Here is a 23,918-nt window from a genome sequence, read left to right on the forward strand (position 1 = left end):
CAACGCTGCCTCCCTTTTCCCTCTGATGGCAACCTTTCGTTATGAACGCACAACTAACCGAAATCATGCGCCTTATCACCAACCTGATCCGCACCGGCACCGTAACTGAAGTGGACCGGGAAAACTGGCTATGCCGGGTGAAAGTGGGCGAGCTTGAAACCAACTGGATTAACTGGCTGACACTGCGCGCAGGTGGTGCCCGTACATGGTGGTGCCCGTCGCCGGATGAGCAGGTGGTGGTGCTGAGTATGGGCGGCAATCTGGAAACCGCTTTTGCCTTACCTGCGATCTATTCCAACCAGTTCGCCCCGCCGTCGGACTCTGTGGACGGCTGCGTAACGGAATACCCGGACGGTGGCTGGTTTGAATATGAACCCGCGACCGGCCGCTGGCATGTGCGGGGCATCAAATCCATGGTGATCGAAGCTGCAGATAACGTAACCCTGAAAACGGGGGAATTTGTGGTGGAAGCAAGCAACACGCGCATAAACAGCGAAGTGGTGATCAATGGTGGCGTCACCCAGGGCGGCGGCGCCATGAGTTCTAACGGGATCGTAGTCGATAAACACGGTCATACCGGCGTTAAATCCGGCGGTGATACATCGGGAGGTCCGGTATGACGCTGTATATCGGCATGAGTCAGGGCAACGGCAGGGCCATTACCGACACTGACCACCTGCGCCAGTCGGTCCGGGATATTCTGCTGACCCCGCAGGGGAGCCGCATTGCCCGGCGGGAATACGGCTCGCTTCTGTCTGAACTGATAGACCAGCCGCAGAACCCGGCGCTGCGCCTGCAGGTTATGTCTGCGGTCTATGTGGCTCTGAGTCGCTGGGAGCCACGGCTTACCCTGGATTCCATCACCATAAACAGCAGTTTTGATGGTTCGATGGTGGTTGAGCTTACCGGGCAGCGTGATAACGGCGCGCCTGTTTCTCTTTCGGTATCAACAGGAGCAGACAATGGCAGTCATTGACCTTTCCCAGCTGCCCGCCCCGCAGATAGTGGATGTGCCGGATTTTGAAATGCTGCTAAACGAACGGAAAGCCGCGTTTATGGCCCTTTATCCGGCAGACGAGCAGGACGCGGTAAGGCGCACGCTTGAGCTGGAGTCTGAACCCGTGACCAAGCTCCTGCAGGAAAATGCGTATCGTGAAATCCTTCTGCGCAAGCGCATTAACGAGGCGGCGCAGGCGGTCATGGTGGCTTATGCCATTGGCGGCGATCTCGATCAGATGGCAGCCAACTACAACGTGAAGCGGCTGACGGTTACACCTGCGGATAACGACGCGGTGCCGCCGGTCGCAGCGGTAATGGAAAGTGATGAGGCGCTGCGCCTGCGTGTTCCAGCAGCATTTGAGGGGCTGTCCGTGGCGGGGCCGACGGCGGCCTACGAGTTTCACGCTAAAAGCGCTGACGGGCGAGTGGCTGACGCCAGCGCAACCAGCCCGTCACCGGCGGAGGTGGTGCTTACCGTGCTGAGCCGTGAGGGCGACGGAACGGCAGCGGCGGATCTGCTGGCAGTGGTTGAACAGGCGCTTAACAGTGAGAACGTGCGGCCGGTTGCTGACCGTCTGACGGTGCGCAGCGCTGAAATTATTCCGTACAGCGTGGATGCGACGATCTTTCTTTACCCGGGGCCAGAAGCTGAGCCGGTGATGGAGGCGGCAAAAGCCAGCCTGCAGAAATATATCGCCAGCCAGACGAGGCTGGGGCGTGATATTCGCCGCAGTGCTATTTATGCCGCGCTGCATGTTGAAGGTGTGCAGCGTGTTGAGCTGGCCTCGCCGCTCGCTGATGTGGTGCTGGATAAGACACAAGCCGCTTCATGTACGGAATGGAGCGTAACCAACGGGGGAACGGATGAATAGCCTGCTTCCTCCTGGTTCATCGGCGCTGGAGCGCCGACTTGCTCAGACCTGCAGCGGAATTTCCGATCTGCAGGTGCCGCTGCGGGATTTATGGAACCCGGCAACATGCCCGGTCAAGTTTCTGCCGTATCTGGCGTGGGCCTTTTCGGTTGATCGCTGGGACGAAGGATGGGCGGAGAGCGTGAAGCGCCGTGTGGTGCAGGATGCGTTCTATATCCATCAGCACAAAGGCACAACCAGCGCTGTGCGGCGTGTGGTGGAGCCGTTCGGCTTTCTGATCCGCATCATTGAATGGTGGCAGACCGGCGAGGCGCCGGGCACGTTTCGCCTGGATATCGGGGTGCAGGACCAGGGCATAACAGAGGAAACCTATCTGGAGCTGGAGCGCCTGATTGGTGACGCCAAACCCTGCAGTCGGCATCTGATCGGCATGTCCATAAATCTGCAGACGAGCGGGCCATATTTTGTGGGAGCTGCCACTTACACCGGCGAAGAAATCACGATTTACCCGTATATCAACGAAACAATCATTTCCGGTGGCACTGCCTACGAGGGCGGCGCCGTCCATGTTATCGACACAATGAGAGTGAACCCATGAGCGCAAAATTTTATACCCTGCTGACGGATATTGGCGCGGCGAAACTGGCAAGCGCTGCCGCGCTCGGTGTGCCGCTGAAAATTACCCAGATGGCGGTGGGGGATGGCGGCGGCGTGCTTCCAACTCCCAGCGCACAACAGACGAAGCTGGTTTCCGAAAAGCGGCGCGCTGACCTGAACATGCTTTACATCGATCCGCAGAACAGCAGCCAGATTATTGCTGAGCAGGTGATTCCTGAAACTGAGGGCGGTTGGTGGATTCGTGAAGTTGGGCTGTTCGATGAAACGGGCGCGCTGATCGCAGTGGGGAACTGCCCGGAGAGCTACAAGCCGCAGCTGGCAGAGGGAAGCGGCCGCACGCAGACAGTGCGCATGGTACTGATTACCAGCAGCACCGATAACATTACGCTGAAAATTGATCCGTCCGTAGTGCTGGCTACCCGAAAATATGTGGATGACAAGGTGCTGGAACTGAAGGTGTATGTGGATGAGCTGATGGCGGCGCATCTTGCTGCAGCTGATCCGCATACGCAGTATGCGCCAAAAGCCAGCCCGACGTTTACCGGCACCCCAAAAGCCCCGACTGCAGCTGCAGGTAACAATACTACTCAGCTTGCCACAACTGCGTTTGTGCAGGCGGCTCTGATCGCCCTGGTAAATGGTGCCCCGGCTACGCTGGACACGCTGAAAGAAATTGCTGCGGCTATCAACAACGATCCTAATTTCAGCACCACCATTAATAACGCGCTTGCACTCAAAGCCCCACTGGCAAGCCCGGCCCTGACCGGAACGCCGACAGCCCCCACGGCTGCGCAGACTGTCAACAATACGCAAATTGCCACTACTGCTTTCGTAAAATCAGCTCTGGCTGCGCTTGTTGGCTCATCACCTGCGGCGCTTGATACCCTGAACGAGCTGGCGGCGGCGTTAGGAAACGATCCTAACTTTGCAACCACCATGACAAATGCGCTGGCAGGAAAGCAGCCGCTGGATAGCACGCTAACAACTTTGTCTGGAAAAACCGTTGATGGGATTATCGAATACCTTCGTTTAGGGGAAGCTGCTAAACGTGATGTTGGGGCTGGAGCAAATCAGATTCCTGATATGGCGGAATTTACTCTCGAAAATAATGTTCCAACAGGGAGCGCTACAGGTTATATAAAGGTCAGTATTGCGGGGATAAAAATAATTGCAGGAACTGTCAGTATACCGTTCACTAATCCAAATACCGCCCCAGCAGGAACGGCTGTAACAGGCGTTTTCACATTACCTTCGTCCTTCCCTAATCGTTTGCTCACAGTTGTGGGATGTGGCGGGGACATGGCAAGTCTGAATTCTGGATATTTCTCGTGTGCTACCAATGGAAATGGCGCTGATGGTCGCTCGAAATTCGCATGGACCTATAGAGCGATTGGTAACAATTTATCCAGCGGTGCTACTTTCGCAAATTTCCTCGCAATAGGTATTTAATCATGAAAATTTGGTTCAGCGCTGAATTAGACGCGTTCTTTCAAAGTGACTGGTTTACAGAACAGCCAGGCGGCACTATCGAAATTACACCGGAAAGATTTGAAGAATTGATGCAACTACAATCATCAGGATTGAAAATTTCTCACGATGAAAATGGTAATCCTATTGCAGTGGAGCCACCGCCACCGACTAAAGAAGAAGCTGTTGGTTACGCTGAACAACAAAAAGCTGCATTTCTGGCTGTGGCGCAGGAAACGATCAGCCTGTGGCAGACTGAATTGCAGTTAGACATCATCAGCGATGAAGATAAAGCCAGCTTGATAGAGTGGCTGGATTATATTAAGAAACTACAGGCTATCGATACATCTAAAGCCCCTGGTATTAACTGGCCGCCAGTTCCGGGTCATAAATAATCTCAGACCATGCGGGTAGACCGTCACTACCCGCGACCCTCATCATTCCTTCTGGTGGTTCGCCAGCGAACTCGTTAAAAACCGCTTCCGGTACATCTACTGCATCATCGGGTAATGTTCCAGCTTGCTCATATCCGCGCGGGCGTATTGTGTGATTAAGGGAACAATGCCGCGTAGCTGTCTGCGCGGCCCATTCAATTCACCATAGGGCGAAACCTAAACACCGGAGGGTTCGCCGTATGGCTCAGGATTATCATCACGGTGTGCGCGTCGTTGAGGTCAACGATGGCACCCGCCCCATTTCAACAGTAAGCACGGCAATTGTCGGTATGGTCTGTACCGGCGATGATGCAGATGCGTCCGTGTTTCCCCTCAATAAACCGGTCCTGCTCACCGACGTGCTGACAGCCAGCGGTAAAGCAGGCGAGTCCGGCACGCTGGCCCGCTCGCTGGATGCAATTGCCGACCAGGCTAAACCCGTGACCGTCGTTGTGCGCGTGGCTCAGGGTGAAACCGAAGCGGAGACAACCTCCAACATTATCGGCGGCGTGACAGCTGACGGTAAAAAAACGGGCATGAAAGCGCTGTTATCTGCGCAGTCTCAGCTCGGCGTTAAGCCGCGCATTCTGGGCGTGCCGGGGCATGACACGCAGGCGGTTGCCACTGAGCTGCTGAGCGTGGCGCAGAGTCTGCGCGGGTTCGCCTATCTGTCAGCCTACGGCTGCAAAACGGTAGAGGAGGCCATTGCCTACCGCGCTAATTTCAGCCAGCGCGAGGGAATGCTGATCTGGCCTGATTTCATCAGTTTTGACACCGTGCTGAATGCTGACGCAACGGCTTATGCCTCAGCCCGTGCGCTTGGCCTGCGTGCCAAAATTGACGAACAGACCGGCTGGCACAAATCCCTGTCCAACGTGGGCGTGAATGGCGTCACCGGCATTTCTGCTGATGTGTTCTGGGATTTGCAAGACCCGGCAACCGATGCGGGGCTGCTGAACCAGAACGATGTCACCACGCTGATCCGCAAAGACGGCTTCCGCTTCTGGGGTTCCCGTTGCCTCAGTGACGATCCACTGTTTGCCTTTGAAAATTACACCCGCACCGCGCAGGTACTGGCTGACACCATCGCCGAAGCGCACATGTGGGCGGTGGATGGCGTGCTTAACCCGTCGCTGGCCCGCGACATTATCGAAGGTATTCGCGCCAAACTGCGCAACCTGAAAACGCAGGGCTACATCATCGGCGCCGACTGCTGGCTGGATGAGTCCGTAAACGATAAAGATTCCCTGAAAGCCGGGAAGCTCACTATCGATTACGACTATACGCCGGTACCGCCTCTGGAAAACCTGATGCTGCGCCAGCGCATCACCGATCAGTATCTGCTGGATTTCTCCAGCCAGGTCAGCGCGTAAGGGGACAATATGGCTTTACCACGCAAGTTAAAACACCTGAACCTGTTTAACGACGGGAATAACTATCAGGGGATCGTTGAGTCCCTGACCCTGCCTAAATTCGGCCGCAAGTTTGAAAAGTATCGCGGCGGCGGTATGCCCGGTTCGGCTGATGTTGATCTGGGGCTGGATGATGGCGCGCTGGACACGGAATTTTCAATCGGTGGCACCGAACTGCTGTTATTCAAACAGATGGGTAAAGCCACCGTTGACGGTATCCAGCTGCGTTTCACCGGCTCCATTCAGCGTGACGATACCGGCGAAGTGCAGGCCGTTGAGCTGGTTGTGCGCGGGCGACATAAAGAAGTCGATTCCGGCGAATGGAAAACCGGGGAGAGCAACACCACAAAAGTCAGCAGCACCAACAGCTACGCGAAGCTGACCATTAACGGCGAGGTGCTCTATGAGGTTGATGTGATCAACATGATTGAAATCGTTGATGGCGTGGACCTGATGGAAGAACACCGCAACGCCCTGGGCCTCTGATCTACGTTGAAGGCGCGGGCAGCCGCGCCAGTACCTTATTAACAGGAAATGACAATGAGCGAACAACTGACTGAAAAAACCGTACAGCTGGACACCCCAATCAAACGCGGTAAAACCGAAATTGCCGAAATTGTGCTGCGCAAGCCGCAGTCCGGCGCGCTGCGTGGCACCCGTCTGCAGGCGATCATGGATATGGACGTCGGCGCGATGATGACGATTATTCCCCGCATCTCCACGCCCGCGCTGACCGCTCAGGAAATGGCTGAAATGGACCCCGCCGATCTCACCGCGCTGTCGGTTGAGGTGGTCACTTTTTTGTTGAAGAAATCGGTGCTTGCCGGTTTGCTGACAGCCTGACGGTAGAAGACCTGGTGGCTGATATCGCCACCATTTTTCACTGGCCGCCGTCCGTCACTGACGTTATGCCGCTGACCGAAGTGCTGGAGTGGCGGCATAAAGCGATTCAGAGAAGCGGGGCCAGCGATGAGTGACACTAACCTGCGTTTGCAGGTAATTCTAAATGCGGTTGATAAACTCACCCGCCCATTCCGATCAGCGCAGGCCAGTTCTAAAGAGCTGGCTACCGCCATTCAGCAAAGCCGCGCAAGATTAAAAGAACTGGACGCCCAGGCGGGCCGTATTGACGGTTTCCGCAAGGCAAGCGCGCAGCTGGCCGTCACCGGCAACAGTCTTAAAGCCGCACGCGAAGAAGCGGCGAAGCTTGCCACGCAGTTCTCGGCCACTAACCGGCCGACGGCGGCGCAGGCGCGTCTGCTGGAGCAGGCAAAAAACCGCGTTAACGAGCTGCAGAGCAAATATAACGGCCTGCGTCAGTCGGTGCAGCGTCAGCGTCTTGCGCTCAATGAGGCCGGGCTGGACACCAAAAAGCTGAGCAGTGCGCAGCGGGAGCTGCGGCAGAATGCCGACGAAACCCGGCAGGCGCTGGACCGACAGCAGAAATCCCTTAAGCGCCTGGGCGAGCAGCAGGCCCGTATGAACGCCGTCCGCGATCAGTATTCGCGGCGCCTTGAGGTGCGGGATCGTATTGCGGGCGCCGGAGCAACGACGACTGCCGCCGGGCTGGCGATGGGCGCGCCGGTGATGGCTGCCGTTAAAAGCTATGCCAGCATGGAAGATGCGATGAAAGGCGTGGCAAAGCAGGTTAACGGGCTGCGGGACGACAACGGCAACCGCACAAAACAGTTTTATGACATGCAGGATGCCATCAAGGCCGCCAGTGAACAGCTGCCGATGGAGAATGGCGCCATCGACTATGCCGCGCTGGTTGAAGGTGGCGCCCGCATGGGCGTGACAAACCAGAACGATTCTTACGAAGACCAGAAGCGTGACCTGCTGGCCTTTGCATCCACTGCTGCAAAGGCCGCAACGGCATTCGAGCTGCCCGCTGATGAGCTGGCGGAGGGGCTGGGGAAAATCGCGCAGCTCTATAAAGTGCCGACTCGAAATATTGAACAGCTTGGCGATGCCCTGAACTACCTGGACGATAACGCCATGTCTAAGGGCGGCGATATCATCAATGTGCTGCAGCGTATGGGCGGCGTGGCTGACCGGCTTGATTTCCGCAAGGCGGCCGCGCTGGGTTCCACCTTCCTGTCTCTGGGCGCCGCGCCTGAAATTGCCGCCAGCGCATCAAATGCGATGGTGCGCGAACTGTCGATTGCAACCATGCAGAGCAAGCGGTTCATGGAAGGTATGGATCTGCTGAAACTCAATCCAGAAGAGATTGAAAAGCAGATGACAAAGGACGCAATGGGGACCATTCAGCGTGTGCTGGAGAAGGTCAACAAACTGCCGCAGGACAAGCGCCTGTCCGCCATGACGATGATATTTGGCAAGGAGTTTGGCGACGATGCGGCGAAGCTGGCAAATAACCTGCCGGAGCTGCAGCGACAGCTGAAACTTACCTCAGGCACTGAGGCTAACGGCTCCATGCAGAAAGAATCCGATATCAATAAGGATTCACTTTCCGCGCAGTGGTTGCTTGTTAAAACGGGCGCGCAGAACGCTTTCAGTAGCCTGGGTGAAACCCTGCGCCAGCCGCTGATGGATATCATGGGGTACGTCAAAAGCGTTACCGGGGCAATGCGTCGATGGGTTGAGGCTAACCCGCAGCTGGCGGGCACGCTGATGAAAGTGGCGGCTGCCACTGCTGCGATAACCGTTGTACTCGGCACGCTGGCGGTGGCCGTGGCTGCCGTGCTGGGGCCGCTGGCGGTGATCCGTTTAGGCCTGTCCGTGCTGGGTGTAAAAACACTCCCCTCCGTTATGTCTGCAGTGACCCGCACCGGAGGTGCGCTGTCCTGGCTGGCAAATGCGCCGCTTTCCCTGTTGCGCCGTGGCCTGGCGGCATCCGGCAGCAGCGTCGGATTGCTGACGTCTCCCCTTAACTCCCTGCGCCGTTCTGCCGGGCTGGCTGGCAATGCGCTGAAAGCGCTGGCCGGTGCGCCGCTTGCTGTCCTTCGCGGCGGAATGTCTGGTATTCGCAACATTATCGGCATGGTAATGAATCCGCTGGCCGCGTTGCGCGGGGGATTATCCGCAGCCGGTGGCGTGCTGCGTTTTCTGGCGTCCGGCCCGCTGGCCCTCCTTCGCGTTGCGCTGTACGGGATTTCTGGATTGCTGGGCGCCCTGCTTAGTCCGATAGGTCTGGTCGTGGCGGCGCTGGCTGGCGTGGCGCTGGTTGTCTGGAAATACTGGCAGCCGATAAGCGCATTTTTAGGCGGAGTGGTTGAAGGATTCAAAGCTGCAGCTGCGCCTATCAGTGCGGCGTTTGAGCCACTGCAGCCTGTTTTCCAGTGGATAGGTGACAAGGTCCAGGCGTTATGGGGCTGGTTTACTGATCTGCTGACGCCGGTTAAATCCACCTCTGCAGAACTGCAAAGCGCGGCGTCGATGGGGCGGCAGTTTGGCGAAGCGCTGGCGGCAGGGCTGAACATGGTCATGCACCCGCTGGATTCGCTTAAATCGGGCGTGTCCTGGCTGCTTGAAAAACTCGGCATTGTCAGCAAGGAGGCGGCCAAAGCGAAGCTTCCTGAACAGGTCACGCGGCAGCAGCCAGCTACGGTCAACAGAGATGGTAAAGTGGTGCTGCCGCCTGGCGGATTCCCGACGATGGGTTTTGCTGGAATGTACGACAGCGGCGGTACCATTCCGCGCGGCCAGTTCGGCATCGTGGGCGAGAATGGCCCAGAGATTGTTAACGGACCCGCCAATGTCACCGGCAGGAAACGGACTGCTGATCTGGCGAGGGTGGCGGCAACGCTCAATCCTTCCCGGACGGAACCGGCCAGCGCTAAACAACGTCCTGAACGCGGGATAGTTTTCCCGCCTGATAGTGTGAACGGTCCGGCAAATATTCCGGTAATCAATCGCACTACTGAACTGGTGAAACTGGCGGCAACAGCAAGCCCCGTTCGTGATGTAACAGCCAGCCCGGAGCAACGGCCTGAAAGCAGGTTAATACTGCCTCCTGAGATTGTTAACGCCCCGGTAAAACTTCCTAGTCGGGATCGTGCTGCGGAGCTGGCAGATATCGCTGCTGCCGTCATGCCAGCACCGGCCATTATGGAAATCACGGATAACAGGGCTGACCCGATGGCTATGCGCCAGAAGGTGTTCGCTTCCGTGGTCGCTGGCGTAATGGGCCTGGCGGCTGCCCCGGCAGAAGCCGCACCACTTCATCCGTACAGTGTGCCTGTCAGGACGCAACCGGCGCCGTCGCCGAAGGAAGAGAGACAGCCGCAGGTCATTAAGTACGAGATAAGCGCGCCAATTCATATTGTCGCGCAGCCAGGGCAAAGCGCGCAGGATATCGCCCGCGAGGTGGCCCGGCAGCTTGATGAGCGTGAGCGCAGGGCCAGGGCAAAAACACGCAGTAATTTCAGTGATCGAGGGGGTTACGAATAATGATGATGGTGCTGGGGTTGTACGTATTCATGCTGCGAACAGTGCCCTATCAGGAGCTGCAGTATCAGCGCAGCTGGCGGCACGCAGCCAACAGCCGGGTTAACCGGCGCCCGTCAACGCAGTTTCTTGGACCGGATAACGATACGCTTACTCTGTCCGGTGTCCTGCTGCCGGAGATTACCGGCGGCAGGTTGTCTTTGCTGGCGCTGGAGCAGATGGCGGAGCTGGGAAAGGCCTGGCCTCTGATTGAGGGGAGCGGGACGATTTACGGCATGTTTGTGATCGAGAGTCTGAGCCAGACAAAAACAGAATTTTTTGAGAGTGGTATGCCCCGGCGCATCGAATTTTCGCTGAGCCTGAAAAGGGTGGATGAATCGCTGTCTGATATGTTTGGCAGCCTCAGCGATCAGCTCAGTAATTTGCAGGACTCCGCCACCTCTGCGATAGGCAGTATGAAAAATAAGGTTGGGGGGTTACTGCAGTGAATTTCAGCTCTGATCTCCTGAACCTGAACAGCAAAACCTCCGGTTTCAGCATCATCATTGAAGGTAAAGATGTGACTACCGTGCTGGATGCGCGCCTGATGAGTCTGACGCTGACCGATAACCGGGGTTTTGAAGCGGACCAGCTTGATCTGGAACTGGACGACTCGGACGGGCAAATCGTTCTGCCGCGTCGGGGGGCCATTATTCAGTTTGCGCTGGGGTGGAAAGGTCAGCCACTTTTTCCGAAAGGGGCCTTTACTGTCGATGAGATTGAGCACAGCGGCGCGCCTGACCGTCTCACAATTCGCGCGCGTAGTGCAGATTTCCGTGAAACCCTGAATACGCGGCGTGAAAAGTCCTGGCACCAGACAACGGTGGGCGAAGTCGTGAAGGAAATCGCGGGCAGGCATAAATTAAAGATGGCGCTGGGAAAGGACCTGTTGGACAAGCCTGTCGATCATCTTGACCAGACTAATGAAAGCGACGCCAGCTTTTTGATGAAGCTGGCGCGGCAGTATGGGGCGATAGCCTCAGTTAAGGACGGCAATCTGTTGTTTATCCGCCAGGGGCAGGGCAGAACGGCAAGCGGTAAGCCGCTGCCGGTTATCACCATCACCCGCCAGGCCGGTGACGGTCATCGTTTTACTCTGGCTGATCGCGATGCCTATACGGGGGTAATTGCCAGCTGGCTCCATACCCGTGAGCCAAAGAAAAAAGAGACGGCAAAGGTTAAGCGCCGTCGAAAAAAAACCACTGCGGCAAAGGAGCCGGAAGCAAAACAGGGAGATTACCTGGTTGGAACGGATGAAAACGTGCTGGTACTCAACAGAACTTATGCAAACCGCAGCAATGCAGAGCGAGCGGCAAAGATGCAGTGGGAGCGCCTGCAGCGCGGGGTGGCAACATTCTCCCTGCAACTCGCAGAGGGAAGGGCTGATCTGTATACCGAAATGCCGGTGAAGGTGAGCGGCTTTAAACAGCCCATTGATGATGCCGAATGGACCATTACCACCCTGACGCATAGTGTCAATGCAGATAATGGTTTCACTACGACTCTGGAGCTTGAGGTAAAGATAGATGATTTAGAAATGGAATGATAATGTTCACAAAATGGATGTTCGTGTATCATTATGGGGTTGCGGGTAATGACTTGGGGAGAAACGGATATGATGAATTGTCCGAAATGCGGACACGCGGCACATACTCGCAGTAGCTTTCGTGTATCAGATAATACGAAAGAGCGTTATTGCCAGTGCCAAAACATAAACTGTGGAACCACTTTTGTTACTCATGAAACCGTAGTGCGCTTTATCGTAACACCCGGACAGGTCGATCATGTGCCTCCGCACCCTTTAAACAGTGGTCAGGGACACATGAATTTTTGACAAACTAACCCGCTTCGGCGGGTTTTTTATTGGTGGCAGCTTATTTCCTGCTGCCATTTTGCTGCCAATGATGAAACTATAAACAAAAAAGCCACTCGCGAGAGTGGCTTAATTATATGATTCTAAAGCTAAAATTTGGTGGCCCCTGCTGGACTTGAACCAGCGACCAAGCGATTATGAGTCGCCTGCTCTAACCACTGAGCTAAGGGGCCGTGGCGCAGGATTATAATGTAACTCTGGGATGCAATCCAGCGATTGTGTGACATGTGCTGGTTTTATAATCAACGCCTAATCAATCCCTTATACTTACTCCAATATCTATAACGACAGGAAAGGTCATGATTAGCGATATTCTTCAACCAGGACTGCGAGTTGTGTTTTGCGGGATAAATCCAGGCAAGTCTTCGGCGCATACAGGCTTTCATTTTGCGCACCCTGGCAATCGTTTCTGGAAGGTCATTCACCTTGCCGGGTTTACAGAGCGCCAGCTAAAGCCTGAAGAGGAGCAGCATCTGCTTGATACCCGCTGCGGTATTACGATGCTGGTTGAGCGGCCTACGGTTCAGGCGAGCGAGGTAGCGCTACACGAACTGCGTGCCGGTGGGCGTGAGCTGATGACGAAGATGCAGGATTATCAGCCTATGGCGCTTGCTGTGCTCGGCAAACAGGCTTTTGAACAGGCATTTAACCAGCGAGGTGCAAAGTGGGGGAAGCAGGATATTACTCTTGGCGACACTGAAGTTTGGATTTTGCCAAATCCCAGCGGTTTGAACCGTGCTACGGTGGAGCAGCTTGCGGATTCTTATCGTGAGTTAGAGGTGTCTTTGACGGCACGTGGCCGATAGTATACGAACAGGCGGAAGAGAATGCCCTCACCCCGACCCTCTCCCTCAGGCGAGGGAGAAAGACGGAGGAGGGTGTGGACGAATTAATCGTCCAGGAAGCTACGCAGTACTTCAGAGCGGCTTGGGTGGCGCAGTTTGCGCAGAGCCTTCGCTTCGATCTGACGGATACGTTCGCGGGTAACGTCGAACTGTTTACCCACTTCTTCCAGCGTGTGGTCAGTATTCATGTCGATACCGAAACGCATACGCAGTACTTTCGCTTCACGAGCGGTCAGGCCTGCCAGCACGTCGTGCGTGGCATTACGCAGGCTCTCGGAAGTAGCAGAATCCAGCGGCAGCTCGAGGGTAGTATCCTCGATGAAATCACCCAGATGCGAATCTTCATCGTCGCCGATAGGCGTTTCCATGGAGATTGGCTCTTTGGCAATTTTCAACACCTTACGGATTTTGTCTTCCGGCATCAGCATGCGTTCAGCCAGCTCTTCCGGCGTTGGCTCACGGCCCATCTCTTGCAGCATCTGGCGCGAAATACGGTTGAGTTTGTTGATCGTCTCAATCATATGCACCGGAATACGGATGGTACGCGCCTGGTCGGCGATAGAGCGTGTGATAGCCTGACGGATCCACCATGTTGCATAAGTTGAGAACTTATAACCACGGCGGTATTCAAACTTATCAACTGCTTTCATCAGGCCGATGTTACCTTCCTGAATCAGGTCAAGGAATTGCAGACCACGGTTGGTGTATTTCTTAGCGATAGAAATAACCAGACGTAAGTTTGCTTCAACCATCTCTTTCTTCGCACGGCGCGCTTTCGCTTCACCGATCGACATACGACGGTTGATATCTTTAACCTGCTCGATGGTCAGGCCGGTCTCTTCTTCGATCTGCTGCAGTTTTTGCAGGCTGCGATGCACGTCGTCAGAAACGTCATGCAATTTTTCAGACCACGGTTTGTTCATAGCAATAGCTGCGTTGAACCAGGTTTCGCTGGTTTCATTGCCGGTGAACAGTGTGATGAAGTTTTTCTTCGGCATTTTGCACTGTTCAACACACAGCTTCATGATGATACGTTCTTGCGTACGAACGCGGTCCATCATGACGCGCATGCTGTTTACCAGGTAGTCGAATTGCTTCGGCACCAGGCGGAACTGTTTGAAAACTTCAGACAGTTGCAGGATTTCAGCTGCGGAATCAGCGTGAGAACGACCTTTCGCTTTGATGGTATCGCGAGTTCTTTCGTACTGCGTGCGCAGTTCGCTAAATTTCTCACGAGCAAGTTCAGGGTCGATGCTGTTGTCATCGTCCGCGTCGTCCTCATCTTCTTCCTCATCGTCATCATCACTATTTTCTTCGCTAGTCAGCTCAGAACCAATGTGAGTGGCGGTAGGTGCCAGATCTTCTTCAGCATTCGGGTCAACAAAGCCGGTGATCAAATCAGACAGACGGGCTTCTTCTGCTTCAACACGATCGTACTGTTCAAGCAGATAGGTGATGGCTTCCGGGTATTCAGCAACGGAGCATTGCACCTGGTTGATACCGTCTTCGATACGCTTCGCGATATCGATTTCACCCTCACGGGTTAACAGCTCGACGGTACCCATTTCACGCATGTACATGCGAACCGGGTCAGTGGTGCGTCCGATTTCAGATTCTACGCTGGACAGTACCTGAGCGGCTGCTTCTTCCGCATCTTCGTCTGTGTTGTTTGAGTTTTCAGCAAGCAACAGGTCATCGGCGTCAGGTGCTTCTTCCATCACCTGAATGCCCATGTCATTGATCATTTGGATGATGTCTTCGATCTGATCGGAGTCGACGATATCTTCCGGCAGATGGTCATTGACCTCAGCATAGGTCAGATAGCCTTGCTCCTTACCACGTTGGACAAGAAGTTTAAGCTGTGACTGCGGGTTTTGCTCCATAAGACGGTATCCACACTTCAGTATTAGGGTTGTGTCGGTAGGCGTTGCCGCCAACAATAACGTACGGGGGCTGATTTATTTTAATGCCGCTGCCCGTCCACGCGGCGTTCGGGTTTGACCCGATCAATGTTCGGCAGTTAAGCCGCGAATATTTACTTTTTCGCGCGTGATTGCGTAATCACACGGACTTCCTCGCGCTCCGCAGGCGTTAGCCCGGATGTTCTGGAACGCGCCATCAATTCTTCAAACCTCAACTCCAGCACGGAATCAAACATATGTTCCAGCGCATCGGTGAACGTTTTTTCTGCAATATCCTTATCTGCTATATCGTCCCACGAAGAGAGTTTTTCAAGGGTGGCGGCTTCATTTGTGCCGCGATATAGCTCTAAAAGCTGCCCGGTGGTTAAACCCGGTTGCGCCAGACAGGTATTTACCAGGTCGATAAAGAGTTTCAACCCTGGCAACTTCGCCTGCTCCAGGCCGTTAAGCGGTGGCACACTCGGTGCCAACTCTGGATTCTGGACCAGTAGTCCTATCAGTATACGCATGGTTGTGCGTTTTAGCTGTGGGGCCGGGCGCGGCGTATTGTTTTCCGCAAGCTTTGGCATCAGCTTTTCAAGCTGGCTATCGTCCAGAATACCCAGTTTATTACCCAGTTCCTGACGTAGATAAATACGTAGGGTTTCACCAGGTACCTGACTAATCAGGGGTAATGCAAGGGTACTCAGTCGCGCACGGCCATCAGGAGAACTCAAATCGACCTGTGGCATCAGGCTGTTAAAAAGAAACGTAGATAGCGGTTGAGCATGTTCCATACGCGCTTCAAATGCTTCTTTACCTTCTTTACGCACCAGCGTGTCGGGGTCTTCACCGTCAGGCAGGAACATAAAGCGCAACTGGCGCCCGTCTGTCATATAAGGTAGCGCAGTTTCCAGAGCTCGCCATGCAGCGTCTCGGCCTGCGCGATCCCCGTCATAACAACAGACCACGGTATCCGTTACCCGGAACAGCAGTTGGATATGGTCGGCGGTAGTTGAAGTGCCCAGTGAGGCAACGGCGTAAGAGATGCCGTACTGCGCCAATGCCACCACATCCATGTAGCCTTCTACGACCAACAAACGCGCCGGTTCTGGCTGACTTTGTTGGGCTTCATACAGGCCATACAGCTGGCGGCCTTTATGGAAAATATCGGTTTCCGGGGAGTTCAGGTACTTCGGCTGGCCATCGCCCAGCACACGGCCACCAAAACCAATTACCCGGCCTCGCTTATCGCGGATGGGGAACATCACCCGTTCGCGGAAGCGGTCGTAACTGCGTCCCTGATCGTTGGTTACTAACATGCCTGCATCCGTCAGCGCCTGACGGTTTTCGCTATTGCCACCAAAACGCTTTAAGACGTTATCCCAACCGGGAGGGGCGTAGCCGATGGCAAAGTGTTGAATAACCTCTGCACTCAAACCGCGCTTTGCCAGATACTGGCGAGCAGTTTCAGCGGATTGTTGAGCCAGGGATTGCTGATAAAAGGCGTTCAGGCCATCCATCAGTTGATAAAGACTTTGCCGTTGATGACGCTCAATCTGGCTTGGTCCGTTACCTGCTTCGTATGGCACCTCAAGGTTATGCATGGCCGCCATTTCTTCAACGCTTTCGACAAACTCAAGCTTGTCGTAGTTCATTAAAAAATCGAGCGCGTTGCCGTGCGCACCACAGCCGAAGCAATGGTAAAACTGTTTTTCACCGTTTACGGTGAAAGAAGGGGTTTTTTCGTTATGGAACGGACAGCACGCATGATAGTTCTTGCCCTGCTTTTTGAGCTTAACACGCGCATCGATCAGATCGATGATGTCGGTGCGAGCCAGCAAGTCATTGATGAAAACACGTGGAATTCGTCCAGCCATAGGCCCCGTTTGGTACTTGCTCGCTTTCTTTCAGTTATGCGCTAAAACAGCAGGTTGAAAGAGCAGAAGTATGTCAGTTCATGAACGAAAATAAGCCGCGCATTCCTTTCGGAAGCACGGCCTTTATAACTACTACAAGTCTGTTCCGGAGGTTAAAACCTCCAGGAAATTAGTACAGACGAGTGCGGCGTGCGTTTTCGCGAGCCAGTTTCTTCGCGTGACGTTTCACAGCAGAAGCTTTAGCGCGTTTACGTTCAGTAGTCGGTTTTTCATAGAACTCACGACGACGAACTTCCGCCAGAACACCTGCTTTCTCACAAGAACGCTTGAAGCGACGCAGTGCTACGTCGAATGGCTCGTTTTCACGTACTTTAATTACCGGCATTAACTCTCACCTTTGATAAATTCGGTTTGCCGCTGACTGATGCGTCAGCTATTTCAAAATGGTGCGGAATTTTACTGCAACTACTGCTGCTTTGTAAAGCACCGGACAACCAGAAACCTGGCTTTTAAGGCCGGAATCTTCCAGGGGTGCGGATTATACACCACCTGGGCTGAATAGTTGAGCATCATTTTACAATGATGGCCTGGGAGCTTAAACTTCGCCGCAAGACTGAGAGGTAGAGAAAGCCATGCGCGTATTGGGTATAGAGACATCCTGTGATGAAACCGGCATCGCCATTTATGACGATGAGAAGGGGTTGTTAGCCAACCAATTGTATAGTCAGGTGAAGTTGCACGCTGACTACGGCGGCGTGGTGCCGGAGCTTGCCTCTCGTGACCATGTGCGCAAAACCGTGCCATTGATTCAGGCGGCGCTTAAAGAAGCCGGGTTAACCGCAAAAGATATTGATGGCGTTGCTTATACCGCAGGGCCGGGCCTGGTTGGCGCGCTGTTGGTCGGCGCAACAATTGGTCGCTCATTGGCATTTGCCTGGGATGTTCCTGCCGTGCCGGTCCATCATATGGAAGGGCATTTATTAGCGCCGATGCTGGAAGATAATCCTCCAGCGTTTCCGTTTGTTGCGCTGCTGGTTTCTGGCGGTCATACGCAGCTAATCAGCGTAACGGGAATCGGGCAGTATGAGCTTCTCGGGGAATCCATTGATGACGCCGCAGGCGAAGCCTTTGATAAAACAGCCAAACTACTGGGGCTGGATTATCCAGGTGGGCCGATGCTGTCAAAAATGGCCGCAGAAGGCACCGAAGGGCGCTTTACTTTCCCACGCCCGATGACGGACCGCCCAGGTCTGGACTTCAGCTTCTCCGGCCTGAAAACTTTTGCTGCCAACACAATTCGCGGCAATGAAGACGATCCGCAAACGCGGGCAGACATCGCACGAGCTTTTGAAGATGCGGTCGTCGATACGCTTGCCATTAAGTGCAAACGCGCATTGGATCAAACCGGCTTTAAACGCCTGGTGATGGCGGGTGGCGTTAGCGCGAACCGCACGCTGCGCACGCGCATGGAAGAGATCATGACGAAACGTCGTGGAGAAGTGTTCTACGCGCGCCCAGAATTCTGTACAGATAACGGCGCGATGATAGCGTATGCGGGCATGATTCGTTTGAAAGCGGGTACGGCGGGCGAATTGAGCGTCACCGTGCGCCCACGCTGGCCTCTGGCGGAGTTGCCTGCGGCCTGATAGTTGTTTATTGCAGCCTGATATTCCTGTTGGGCTGCATTCTCCCTTCTGCTCTTAATTCTGAAAACTTCATTTTTTATCTAACCCAATATTTCACCTTCCAGATTCTATACTCAGAACGTTAGCTTTGTGAGCGCCTTCCAAACGGCCTTTATCAACGCATCACTGTAGTGAATTGTGGAGGTTTAATGTTTGCTTCAGATGAGAGCCACGCCTGGTCCAAAGCATTACTGATTCTTGCTATGTGCCTGAGTAATGAGGCTTTCGCCGCCACAACGATCCCTTCTTCGACAACCACCGTTAACCTGCAAACACTTTCATCCACCGATACATCCTTTGTGCTACCTGCCACGGGGACGATTAGAACCTTGCAGGGCGATGGAATTGATGCTGATGCCTCGCGTAGTTGGGAATTGCTTATTCAGGGGGTTGTTAATGCCGCGGATATTGGGGTGAATCTGGCGGGCAATAATAATTCGCTGGTGAACAGTGGAACGATAGGCAGCAATGGCGGAATTGCGATCTTACTGAATGGGGCCGGGAATTTAATTACGCTGAATTCCGGTTCAGTGATTAATGGCAGTATCTTCAGCTCCGGTTACAAAAATGCGTTGGTGCTCCAGGGCAAAGGGAGTATCGGCGGTAGTATTGGCGGCTCAAATGGTTTCGATACCATTGACGTAGTCAATGATAGCTGGGTGCTTGAGGATAGCGTGTTACTCAGCGATGCATCTGATGCTCTGCTGACAATTGGTAAGGGAAGTGCATTGACGCTTCCGGGGACGTTAAGCAGCAAAAATAACCAGACGGCGACGGCGCTGATTGAAAGTGGCGGCCTGCTACAGATAGGCAACGGGGGGACAAGTGGCGAGATTCACTTCCCTATTATTAACGAAGGCGTACTCGCCTTTTTCCGCTCCGATACCGTCTATGAATTATCTACCCCGATTTCAGGCAACGGAATCTTGTTACTTAAAGGTACTGAAGTCAGCGGAGAGTCCTCATACCTGTTGAACAGTGATAATCCCGCATTTACCGGCAATGTCATTATTGCTAAAGGTGCGCGTTTACACGTTAATAATACAAACCCGGCCCCCAAAGCGCATGTTCTGGTACTGAATGGCGGCACCCTCTGGTTAGGGAGTACCGCGAATTTTACTACACCCATTTTGCTTGAAGGTAATGGTTGGGATGAGAGCGGTGGCCCGTACGGCTCATTGCGACTTGATAGCAGCGCGATTCAGGCAGGCTCCGTGGAACTTACCGGAAACGCGCGAATTACGGCGATTTTCGACAACTACTCAGGAACCATTTCCGGCCAGATTAGCGATGGGGGAAAGGGTTATCAGATTGAAAAATACGGCAACGGTTTAATCACGCTTTCCGGAGATAACACCTGGAGCGGAGGAATGTTGCTCTCCCAGGGGCGTCTTTCCGTTTCCGCAGACAGCAACCTCGGGGCTTCTTCCGGCACATTAATATTCAACGGTGGCTTGCTGGAAATGACGGGCGATTTTGTTAGTCAGCGAGCGCTAGCGGTAAACGCACCGGGCGGCGCCATTTTTTCAACCGGAACAAACACTTTTGTCGGAGGGAGCAGTGGCAGCGGCCCACTAACGTTAGGTAGCGGCACGCTAGTCCTGGCGGGTAACGACACCCGAACCGGGAATACTATCGTCTACGCAGATTCTCACCTGCAAATTGGCTCAAATGATGTGAACAACGCCGTGCAAGGCACGTTAAGCGGAAATGTCCTCAATAACGGGACTTTAACGTTTAACCGCTCGGGGGAGTCATCTTATAGCGGTGTGCTGGAGGGAAGCGGAGCACTGATCAAACAAAACAGTGGGCTAGTTGACCTCACCGGCGCGGGCTCTTCGCAGGGTAGCGTGGCGGTGAATGGCGGTACGCTGAGGTTTTCTCCTGCGGGTCCGTTTAACGTTGCTGGAACGCTCATAACCGCTGCGGGGGCGCAAACCTCGGTATCGACGGGTTCTCAACTGAACATTCAGGGCGCGATGACGCAGCAGGCAGGCGCGGCGCTGGAAACCTCCGTGGATGCTTCGCAGCCCGCGGCTATCGCTCCCACTATTGCGCTTAATGGCGCGTTAAAGGTGAGTGGCGCACCCGTTTCAGCCAGCAGTATTACCGCTAAAACATTGACCATTTTGCACAGTACCAACGCTTCAGGAATAAGCGGTGACTTCTCTTCATTGGGATTCAGTAATCCTGCCGATTATCTCATTGTGAACGGCAGCAAAGTTAACAACGATCAGGACTACAACCTGGGATTTGGTTTGACGTGGTTTGCTGGCCCCGCGCAGGGTAACGGGAACTTTACCCTGATCAACCCCAGCGATACGTTTGATATGGATATAGCCCTGACCAACCAAACGCCGCCATTTTCCAGCGGGTGGGACGGGCAAACTCTCACGAAGGCAGGTGCCGGGACGCTGATTTTATCGCAACCCAATACTTATACCGGCAGCACTCTGGTTAACGGTGGGACGTTGCAAACGAATGTGCAAGACGCGTTTGCCAGTTCAGGGAACGTCGTTGTTAATTCAGGCGCGACGCTCAATCTGAACAATTTTAACCAGCAAGCCAATAATCTCAGCGGCGGAGGTGCCGTCAGTCTCGGCAACGCGGCACTGACGGTGACAAATAACAGTGACAGCCAGTTTGCCGGGAATATTTCTGGAAACGGCTCGCTGGTTAAAAACGGCGCTCAAACCCTGACTCTTGCGGGCAATAATACCTTTGCTGGTGGCCTGGCGATTAATGCCGGCACATTAATCGCCACGTCGGGAGCCGCTCTGGGGGCCGGTGCGGTGGTAAACAATACGGTTCTGACGCTGGCGTTTACGACCAGGAGCCTGGTGAAAAACTTGCTTTCTGGCAGCGGTACGCTCAACAAAGAGGGCAGCGGCTGGGCGCAATTACTGAAAACGGGATCTTCTGCCGGGCGGGTTAACGTCAACAGTGGAGTGCTGAATTTCGGCGAAGGCGTCACTTTCACCAGTAATGACGATTTCAATACTGCCGCTGGAGCGGTTACCCGCATTGATAATGGTGGTGCGCTAAATGTAGTGAATAGATTTGATCTCAAAGGTGAACTGGCCGTTGTACCTGGTGAAATGGAGCCAGTTGTCACGGCAAATACCGTGCTGCTTGATAGCCAGTCGATGCTAAACATTGCAGGTCTGACGACCGATGATGAATTGCCAGAAGCGCAGCGTTTTTTGCAATCCTTTAAAGTCATCAGCACAGCTGCACCCGGCGGGATTAGCGGGGATTTTTCGGAGCTACATATTGGCGGCTCGGCGTCTCCCGTCGATTATGCGACGCTCACCGGATATAAAGATCTTCTCAGCCAACACTACAATGTGGATATTCGCCTTAACTGGTATGCGCAACATTCCAGCACGCCAGAGATTGCGAATGGCGTATTTACGCTAGCCGATGCAGGTGAATCATTCCGCCTTGGAAGCCTGCTGATTGACCAAAAGCCTAACCCTGCCACCGCCTGGGATGGCAAAACACTCACCAAAGCTGGGCAGGGGACGCTCATCCTTGCAAAGCATAATCAGTTTACTGGCCCGACGCTGATTAACGGCGGCACTCTGCAGACAGCTATTGATAACGCGCTGGCGTTAAGTAGTGAAGTGAACATTGCCAGTGGCGCAACCTTTGCGCTGGACGGTTTCGATCAGAACGTGAATCGCATTTCTGGTAACGGCGATATCACGCTCGGAGATGCGCAACTCAGCGTGAATAACAACAGCGGTGCGGTGTTTGGCGGCACGATCAGCGGCAGCGGTGGGCTGATTAAAAACGGCGCGGGGGATTTGCAATTTCTGGCCAATCAGGCGTGGACAGGCTCCACCGCTATTAATAGCGGGAGCCTGACTCTGGGTGCCAGTCCCGCCGCTGAGGTAAATCTTTCCAGTTCCCAGGTAAACATTGCCTCAGGCTCAATGCTCGGCGGCTATGGCAGCATCGCCGGAAATGTTTCAAACCAGGGAACCATCGCTGTAGCGGATGCGGCACCGCAATTTTCTGAAGGTGCCGCCGGGAATCTGGTCATCGGCGGTGATTTGATTAACGCAGGCCAAATTATTATGGCAAGCCCCGTTCCGGCCAGCTCGCTTATTATTAACGGCAATTACCAAGGAAATGATGGGCTGTTAACGTTAAGCACGGTACTGGGCGATGACAATTCAGCCACGGATAAATTGATTATTCTCGGCAACAGCAGCGGCAGCACGCAGGTGAAAATTAATAACGCTGGTGGGGCGGGCGCGGCGACTGTTAACGGCATTGAAATTATTCACGTCGCGGGCCAGTCCAACGGCATTTTTACTCTGAACGGGCGCGTGGTGGCCGGGGCTTACGACTACTTTTTGCACCAGGGGTTACCAGGCACGCCAAACGGTAACTGGTACTTGCGCAGCCAGCTTCCCGAGCCTCCACCAAATCCTCCCGTTCCTCCGGCGCCACAGCCTGAAATTGTTCGCCCTGAAGCCGGGAGCTATCTGGCGAACAAATCCGCGGCGAGTAACATGTTTACGCAGCGGCTGGAAGACAGAGCTGGCCGGGCAGAAAACTCAACCCTGTGGCTGCGTCAAATTGGCACGCATACCGGCGCCTACGATGGCAGCGGTCAGCTAAAAACCACCGCTAATAGCTATATGATTCAGGGCGGCGGTGAACTGGCGCAAGGGAGTTTCTTCCAGGACGACAGGCTTGGCGTGGGCGTTATGTTTGGCTACGGCAACGCACATAGTCATACAGACTCGAATCGTAGCGGCTATAGCTCAAAAGGTTCTGTGGATGGCTACAGCAGCGGGGTTTATGGAACCTGGTATCAGAACGCTAAAAGTCTGGAAGGAACGTACGTCGATAGCTGGCTGCAATACAGTTGGTTTAAAGCGCAAGTGAAAGGCGACGATCTGGAAACGGAAAACTATCACCTCAACGGCTTTAGCGGCTCGCTGGAAACAGGGTACCGAATGGGGATTTATCAGGGCGAGAACAGTCGCGTTTTCCTGACGCCGCAGGCACAGATCATCTGGGACGGATTACAGGCTGATTCTCATACGGAAAACAATGGCACCCATGTGACGTACCCGGATGGCAACAACCTGCAAAGTCGGCTTGGGCTGAAACTTTCCCGCGACGGTGTATCCACCAAAGATAAGCCCAGCGGCAAGCTCTTCACCACTTATGTGGAAGCCAACTGGCTACACAACAGTGACCCGGCTACGGTGGCGCTCGATAATGAAAAAGTGGGGCTTTCCGGAACGCGTAATGTTGGGGAACTGAAATTGGGCATTGAAGGGAAATTATCCGCGCGCCTGAACGTGTGGGGCAATGTGGCGCAGCAAATGGGAGGCAGCGGCTACAGTGCAACCTCCGGCGTAATCGGTGTGGATTATCGCTTTTAAACGCCCCCTACAAATGCAGAAAATAACGGTTTTCGTAGGTCGGATTAGCGTCGCGACATCCGACATTCAACCGGA

Annotated in this window: 19 protein-coding genes, 1 tRNA gene and 1 pseudogene; 17 read left to right on the forward strand and 4 right to left on the reverse strand. The window is 54.2% G+C overall.

Annotated elements, in window-relative coordinates:
• Positions 1-41: 41 nt before the first annotated feature.
• The 14 genes and pseudogenes from AB1E22_RS12495 to AB1E22_RS12560 all read left to right on the forward strand — a co-directional run bounded on the left by AB1E22_RS12495 (position 42) and on the right by AB1E22_RS12560 (position 12,085).
• Positions 42-620 (forward strand): phage baseplate assembly protein V, encoded by a 579-nt coding sequence (locus AB1E22_RS12495; protein WP_367595587.1) that lies wholly within the window; start codon positions 42-44, stop codon positions 618-620.
• On the forward strand, positions 617-976 hold the full coding sequence (locus AB1E22_RS12500; protein WP_032665788.1) for a GPW/gp25 family protein: 360 nt from the start codon (positions 617-619) through the stop codon (positions 974-976). Before AB1E22_RS12495 ends, AB1E22_RS12500 begins: the two co-directional genes overlap by 4 nt.
• The gene (locus AB1E22_RS12505; protein ID WP_367595588.1) at positions 963-1,871 is read left to right on the forward strand and encodes a baseplate assembly protein; all 909 of its coding nucleotides are present in this window, start codon (positions 963-965) and stop codon (positions 1,869-1,871) included. Before AB1E22_RS12500 ends, AB1E22_RS12505 begins: the two co-directional genes overlap by 14 nt.
• Positions 1,864-2,469 carry a phage tail protein I gene (locus AB1E22_RS12510; protein WP_044704139.1) on the forward strand — a complete coding sequence of 202 codons (606 nt, stop codon included), beginning with the start codon at positions 1,864-1,866 and terminating at the stop codon, positions 2,467-2,469. The genes AB1E22_RS12505 and AB1E22_RS12510 overlap by 8 nt, the downstream gene beginning before the upstream one ends.
• Entirely contained in the window at positions 2,466-3,938 is a 1,473-nt protein-coding gene (locus AB1E22_RS12515) for a phage tail protein (protein WP_280596318.1), read from the forward strand. The genes AB1E22_RS12510 and AB1E22_RS12515 overlap by 4 nt, the downstream gene beginning before the upstream one ends.
• 2 nt (positions 3,939-3,940) lie before the next feature.
• On the forward strand, positions 3,941-4,351 hold the full coding sequence (locus AB1E22_RS12520) for a tail fiber assembly protein (RefSeq protein WP_280596316.1): 411 nt from the start codon (positions 3,941-3,943) through the stop codon (positions 4,349-4,351).
• A gap of 239 nt (positions 4,352-4,590) precedes the next feature.
• Positions 4,591-5,763 carry a phage tail sheath protein gene (locus tag AB1E22_RS12525; protein ID WP_007848866.1) on the forward strand — a complete coding sequence of 391 codons (1,173 nt, stop codon included), beginning with the start codon at positions 4,591-4,593 and terminating at the stop codon, positions 5,761-5,763.
• Between the two features lie 9 nt (positions 5,764-5,772).
• Complete coding sequence (locus AB1E22_RS12530; protein WP_007848874.1) at positions 5,773-6,288, forward strand: phage major tail tube protein; 516 nt, start codon at positions 5,773-5,775, stop codon at positions 6,286-6,288.
• A gap of 54 nt (positions 6,289-6,342) precedes the next feature.
• Entirely contained in the window at positions 6,343-6,645 is a 303-nt protein-coding gene (locus AB1E22_RS12535; RefSeq protein WP_367595589.1) for a phage tail assembly protein, read from the forward strand.
• Between the two features lie 14 nt (positions 6,646-6,659).
• Positions 6,660-6,779 (forward strand): GpE family phage tail protein, encoded by a 120-nt coding sequence (locus tag AB1E22_RS12540; protein WP_007848878.1) that lies wholly within the window; start codon positions 6,660-6,662, stop codon positions 6,777-6,779.
• Positions 6,772-9,565, forward strand: a pseudogene (locus AB1E22_RS12545) (phage tail tape measure protein); the annotation flags it as partial. The gene AB1E22_RS12540 and the pseudogene AB1E22_RS12545, both read left to right, overlap by 8 nt.
• Positions 9,566-10,214: 649 nt before the next feature.
• Positions 10,215-10,700: a phage tail protein gene (locus AB1E22_RS12550; protein WP_367595591.1), complete on the forward strand. Its 486-nt coding sequence runs from the start codon at positions 10,215-10,217 to the stop codon at positions 10,698-10,700.
• Entirely contained in the window at positions 10,697-11,797 is a 1,101-nt protein-coding gene (locus tag AB1E22_RS12555; RefSeq protein WP_367595592.1) for a phage late control D family protein, read from the forward strand. The genes AB1E22_RS12550 and AB1E22_RS12555 overlap by 4 nt, the downstream gene beginning before the upstream one ends.
• A gap of 69 nt (positions 11,798-11,866) precedes the next feature.
• Complete coding sequence (locus AB1E22_RS12560; RefSeq protein ID WP_015386379.1) at positions 11,867-12,085, forward strand: DNA-binding transcriptional regulator; 219 nt, start codon at positions 11,867-11,869, stop codon at positions 12,083-12,085.
• A 136-nt stretch (positions 12,086-12,221) separates the two neighbouring features.
• On the opposite strand, the gene AB1E22_RS12565 is transcribed toward AB1E22_RS12560, so the two are convergent.
• A tRNA-Ile gene (locus AB1E22_RS12565) sits at positions 12,222-12,297 on the reverse strand.
• Positions 12,298-12,423: 126 nt separating this feature from the next.
• Here AB1E22_RS12565 and mug point away from each other — a divergent pair.
• A complete protein-coding gene (gene mug / locus AB1E22_RS12570) occupies positions 12,424-12,930 on the forward strand; it encodes a G/U mismatch-specific DNA glycosylase (protein ID WP_367595593.1) in 507 nt (168 codons plus the stop codon).
• A gap of 83 nt (positions 12,931-13,013) precedes the next feature.
• Here the strand turns inward: mug and rpoD are convergent, their stop codons facing one another.
• From rpoD to rpsU, 3 genes are all read right to left on the reverse strand, one after another.
• Positions 13,014-14,852, reverse strand: coding sequence for an RNA polymerase sigma factor RpoD (rpoD, locus tag AB1E22_RS12575; RefSeq protein ID WP_367595594.1), 1,839 nt, complete (start codon positions 14,850-14,852; stop codon positions 13,014-13,016).
• A gap of 152 nt (positions 14,853-15,004) precedes the next feature.
• Positions 15,005-16,750, reverse strand: a complete 1,746-nt coding sequence (dnaG, locus tag AB1E22_RS12580; protein ID WP_367595595.1) for a DNA primase — start codon at positions 16,748-16,750, stop codon at positions 15,005-15,007.
• Between the two features lie 169 nt (positions 16,751-16,919).
• A complete protein-coding gene (gene rpsU / locus AB1E22_RS12585) occupies positions 16,920-17,135 on the reverse strand; it encodes a 30S ribosomal protein S21 (RefSeq protein WP_001144069.1) in 216 nt (71 codons plus the stop codon).
• Positions 17,136-17,382: 247 nt separating this feature from the next.
• Here rpsU and tsaD point away from each other — a divergent pair, with 247 nt between their 5' ends.
• Positions 17,383-18,396 (forward strand): tRNA (adenosine(37)-N6)-threonylcarbamoyltransferase complex transferase subunit TsaD, encoded by a 1,014-nt coding sequence (tsaD, locus tag AB1E22_RS12590; protein ID WP_367595596.1) that lies wholly within the window; start codon positions 17,383-17,385, stop codon positions 18,394-18,396.
• 188 nt (positions 18,397-18,584) lie between these two features.
• The gene (locus AB1E22_RS12595; RefSeq protein ID WP_367595597.1) at positions 18,585-23,843 is read left to right on the forward strand and encodes an autotransporter outer membrane beta-barrel domain-containing protein; all 5,259 of its coding nucleotides are present in this window, start codon (positions 18,585-18,587) and stop codon (positions 23,841-23,843) included.
• Positions 23,844-23,918: the final 75 nt, after the last annotated feature.

This window comes from Buttiauxella gaviniae, from assembly GCF_040786275.1.
In the GTDB taxonomy this organism is placed as follows: domain Bacteria; phylum Pseudomonadota; class Gammaproteobacteria; order Enterobacterales; family Enterobacteriaceae; genus Buttiauxella; species Buttiauxella gaviniae_A.

What these genes read in the sequence shown, in the direction of transcription:
- rpsU (WP_001144069.1), bottom strand. Translation starts at nt 17,135, where the DNA reads ATGCCGGTAATTAAAGTACGTGAAAACGAGCCATTCGACGTAGCACTG.
- AB1E22_RS12515 (WP_280596318.1), top strand. Translation starts at nt 2,466, where the DNA reads ATGAGCGCAAAATTTTATACCCTGCTGACGGATATTGGCGCGGCGAAA.
- AB1E22_RS12495 (WP_367595587.1), top strand. Translation starts at nt 42, where the DNA reads ATGAACGCACAACTAACCGAAATCATGCGCCTTATCACCAACCTGATC.
- rpoD (WP_367595594.1), bottom strand. Translation starts at nt 14,852, where the DNA reads ATGGAGCAAAACCCGCAGTCACAGCTTAAACTTCTTGTCCAACGTGGT.
- AB1E22_RS12530 (WP_007848874.1), top strand. Translation starts at nt 5,773, where the DNA reads ATGGCTTTACCACGCAAGTTAAAACACCTGAACCTGTTTAACGACGGG.
- AB1E22_RS12560 (WP_015386379.1), top strand. Translation starts at nt 11,867, where the DNA reads ATGATGAATTGTCCGAAATGCGGACACGCGGCACATACTCGCAGTAGC.
- AB1E22_RS12525 (WP_007848866.1), top strand. Translation starts at nt 4,591, where the DNA reads ATGGCTCAGGATTATCATCACGGTGTGCGCGTCGTTGAGGTCAACGAT.
- AB1E22_RS12500 (WP_032665788.1), top strand. Translation starts at nt 617, where the DNA reads ATGACGCTGTATATCGGCATGAGTCAGGGCAACGGCAGGGCCATTACC.
- mug (WP_367595593.1), top strand. Translation starts at nt 12,424, where the DNA reads ATGATTAGCGATATTCTTCAACCAGGACTGCGAGTTGTGTTTTGCGGG.
- AB1E22_RS12520 (WP_280596316.1), top strand. Translation starts at nt 3,941, where the DNA reads ATGAAAATTTGGTTCAGCGCTGAATTAGACGCGTTCTTTCAAAGTGAC.
- AB1E22_RS12510 (WP_044704139.1), top strand. Translation starts at nt 1,864, where the DNA reads ATGAATAGCCTGCTTCCTCCTGGTTCATCGGCGCTGGAGCGCCGACTT.
- dnaG (WP_367595595.1), bottom strand. Translation starts at nt 16,750, where the DNA reads ATGGCTGGACGAATTCCACGTGTTTTCATCAATGACTTGCTGGCTCGC.
- AB1E22_RS12535 (WP_367595589.1), top strand. Translation starts at nt 6,343, where the DNA reads ATGAGCGAACAACTGACTGAAAAAACCGTACAGCTGGACACCCCAATC.
- AB1E22_RS12550 (WP_367595591.1), top strand. Translation starts at nt 10,215, where the DNA reads ATGATGATGGTGCTGGGGTTGTACGTATTCATGCTGCGAACAGTGCCC.
- tsaD (WP_367595596.1), top strand. Translation starts at nt 17,383, where the DNA reads ATGCGCGTATTGGGTATAGAGACATCCTGTGATGAAACCGGCATCGCC.
- AB1E22_RS12505 (WP_367595588.1), top strand. Translation starts at nt 963, where the DNA reads ATGGCAGTCATTGACCTTTCCCAGCTGCCCGCCCCGCAGATAGTGGAT.
- AB1E22_RS12595 (WP_367595597.1), top strand. Translation starts at nt 18,585, where the DNA reads ATGTTTGCTTCAGATGAGAGCCACGCCTGGTCCAAAGCATTACTGATT.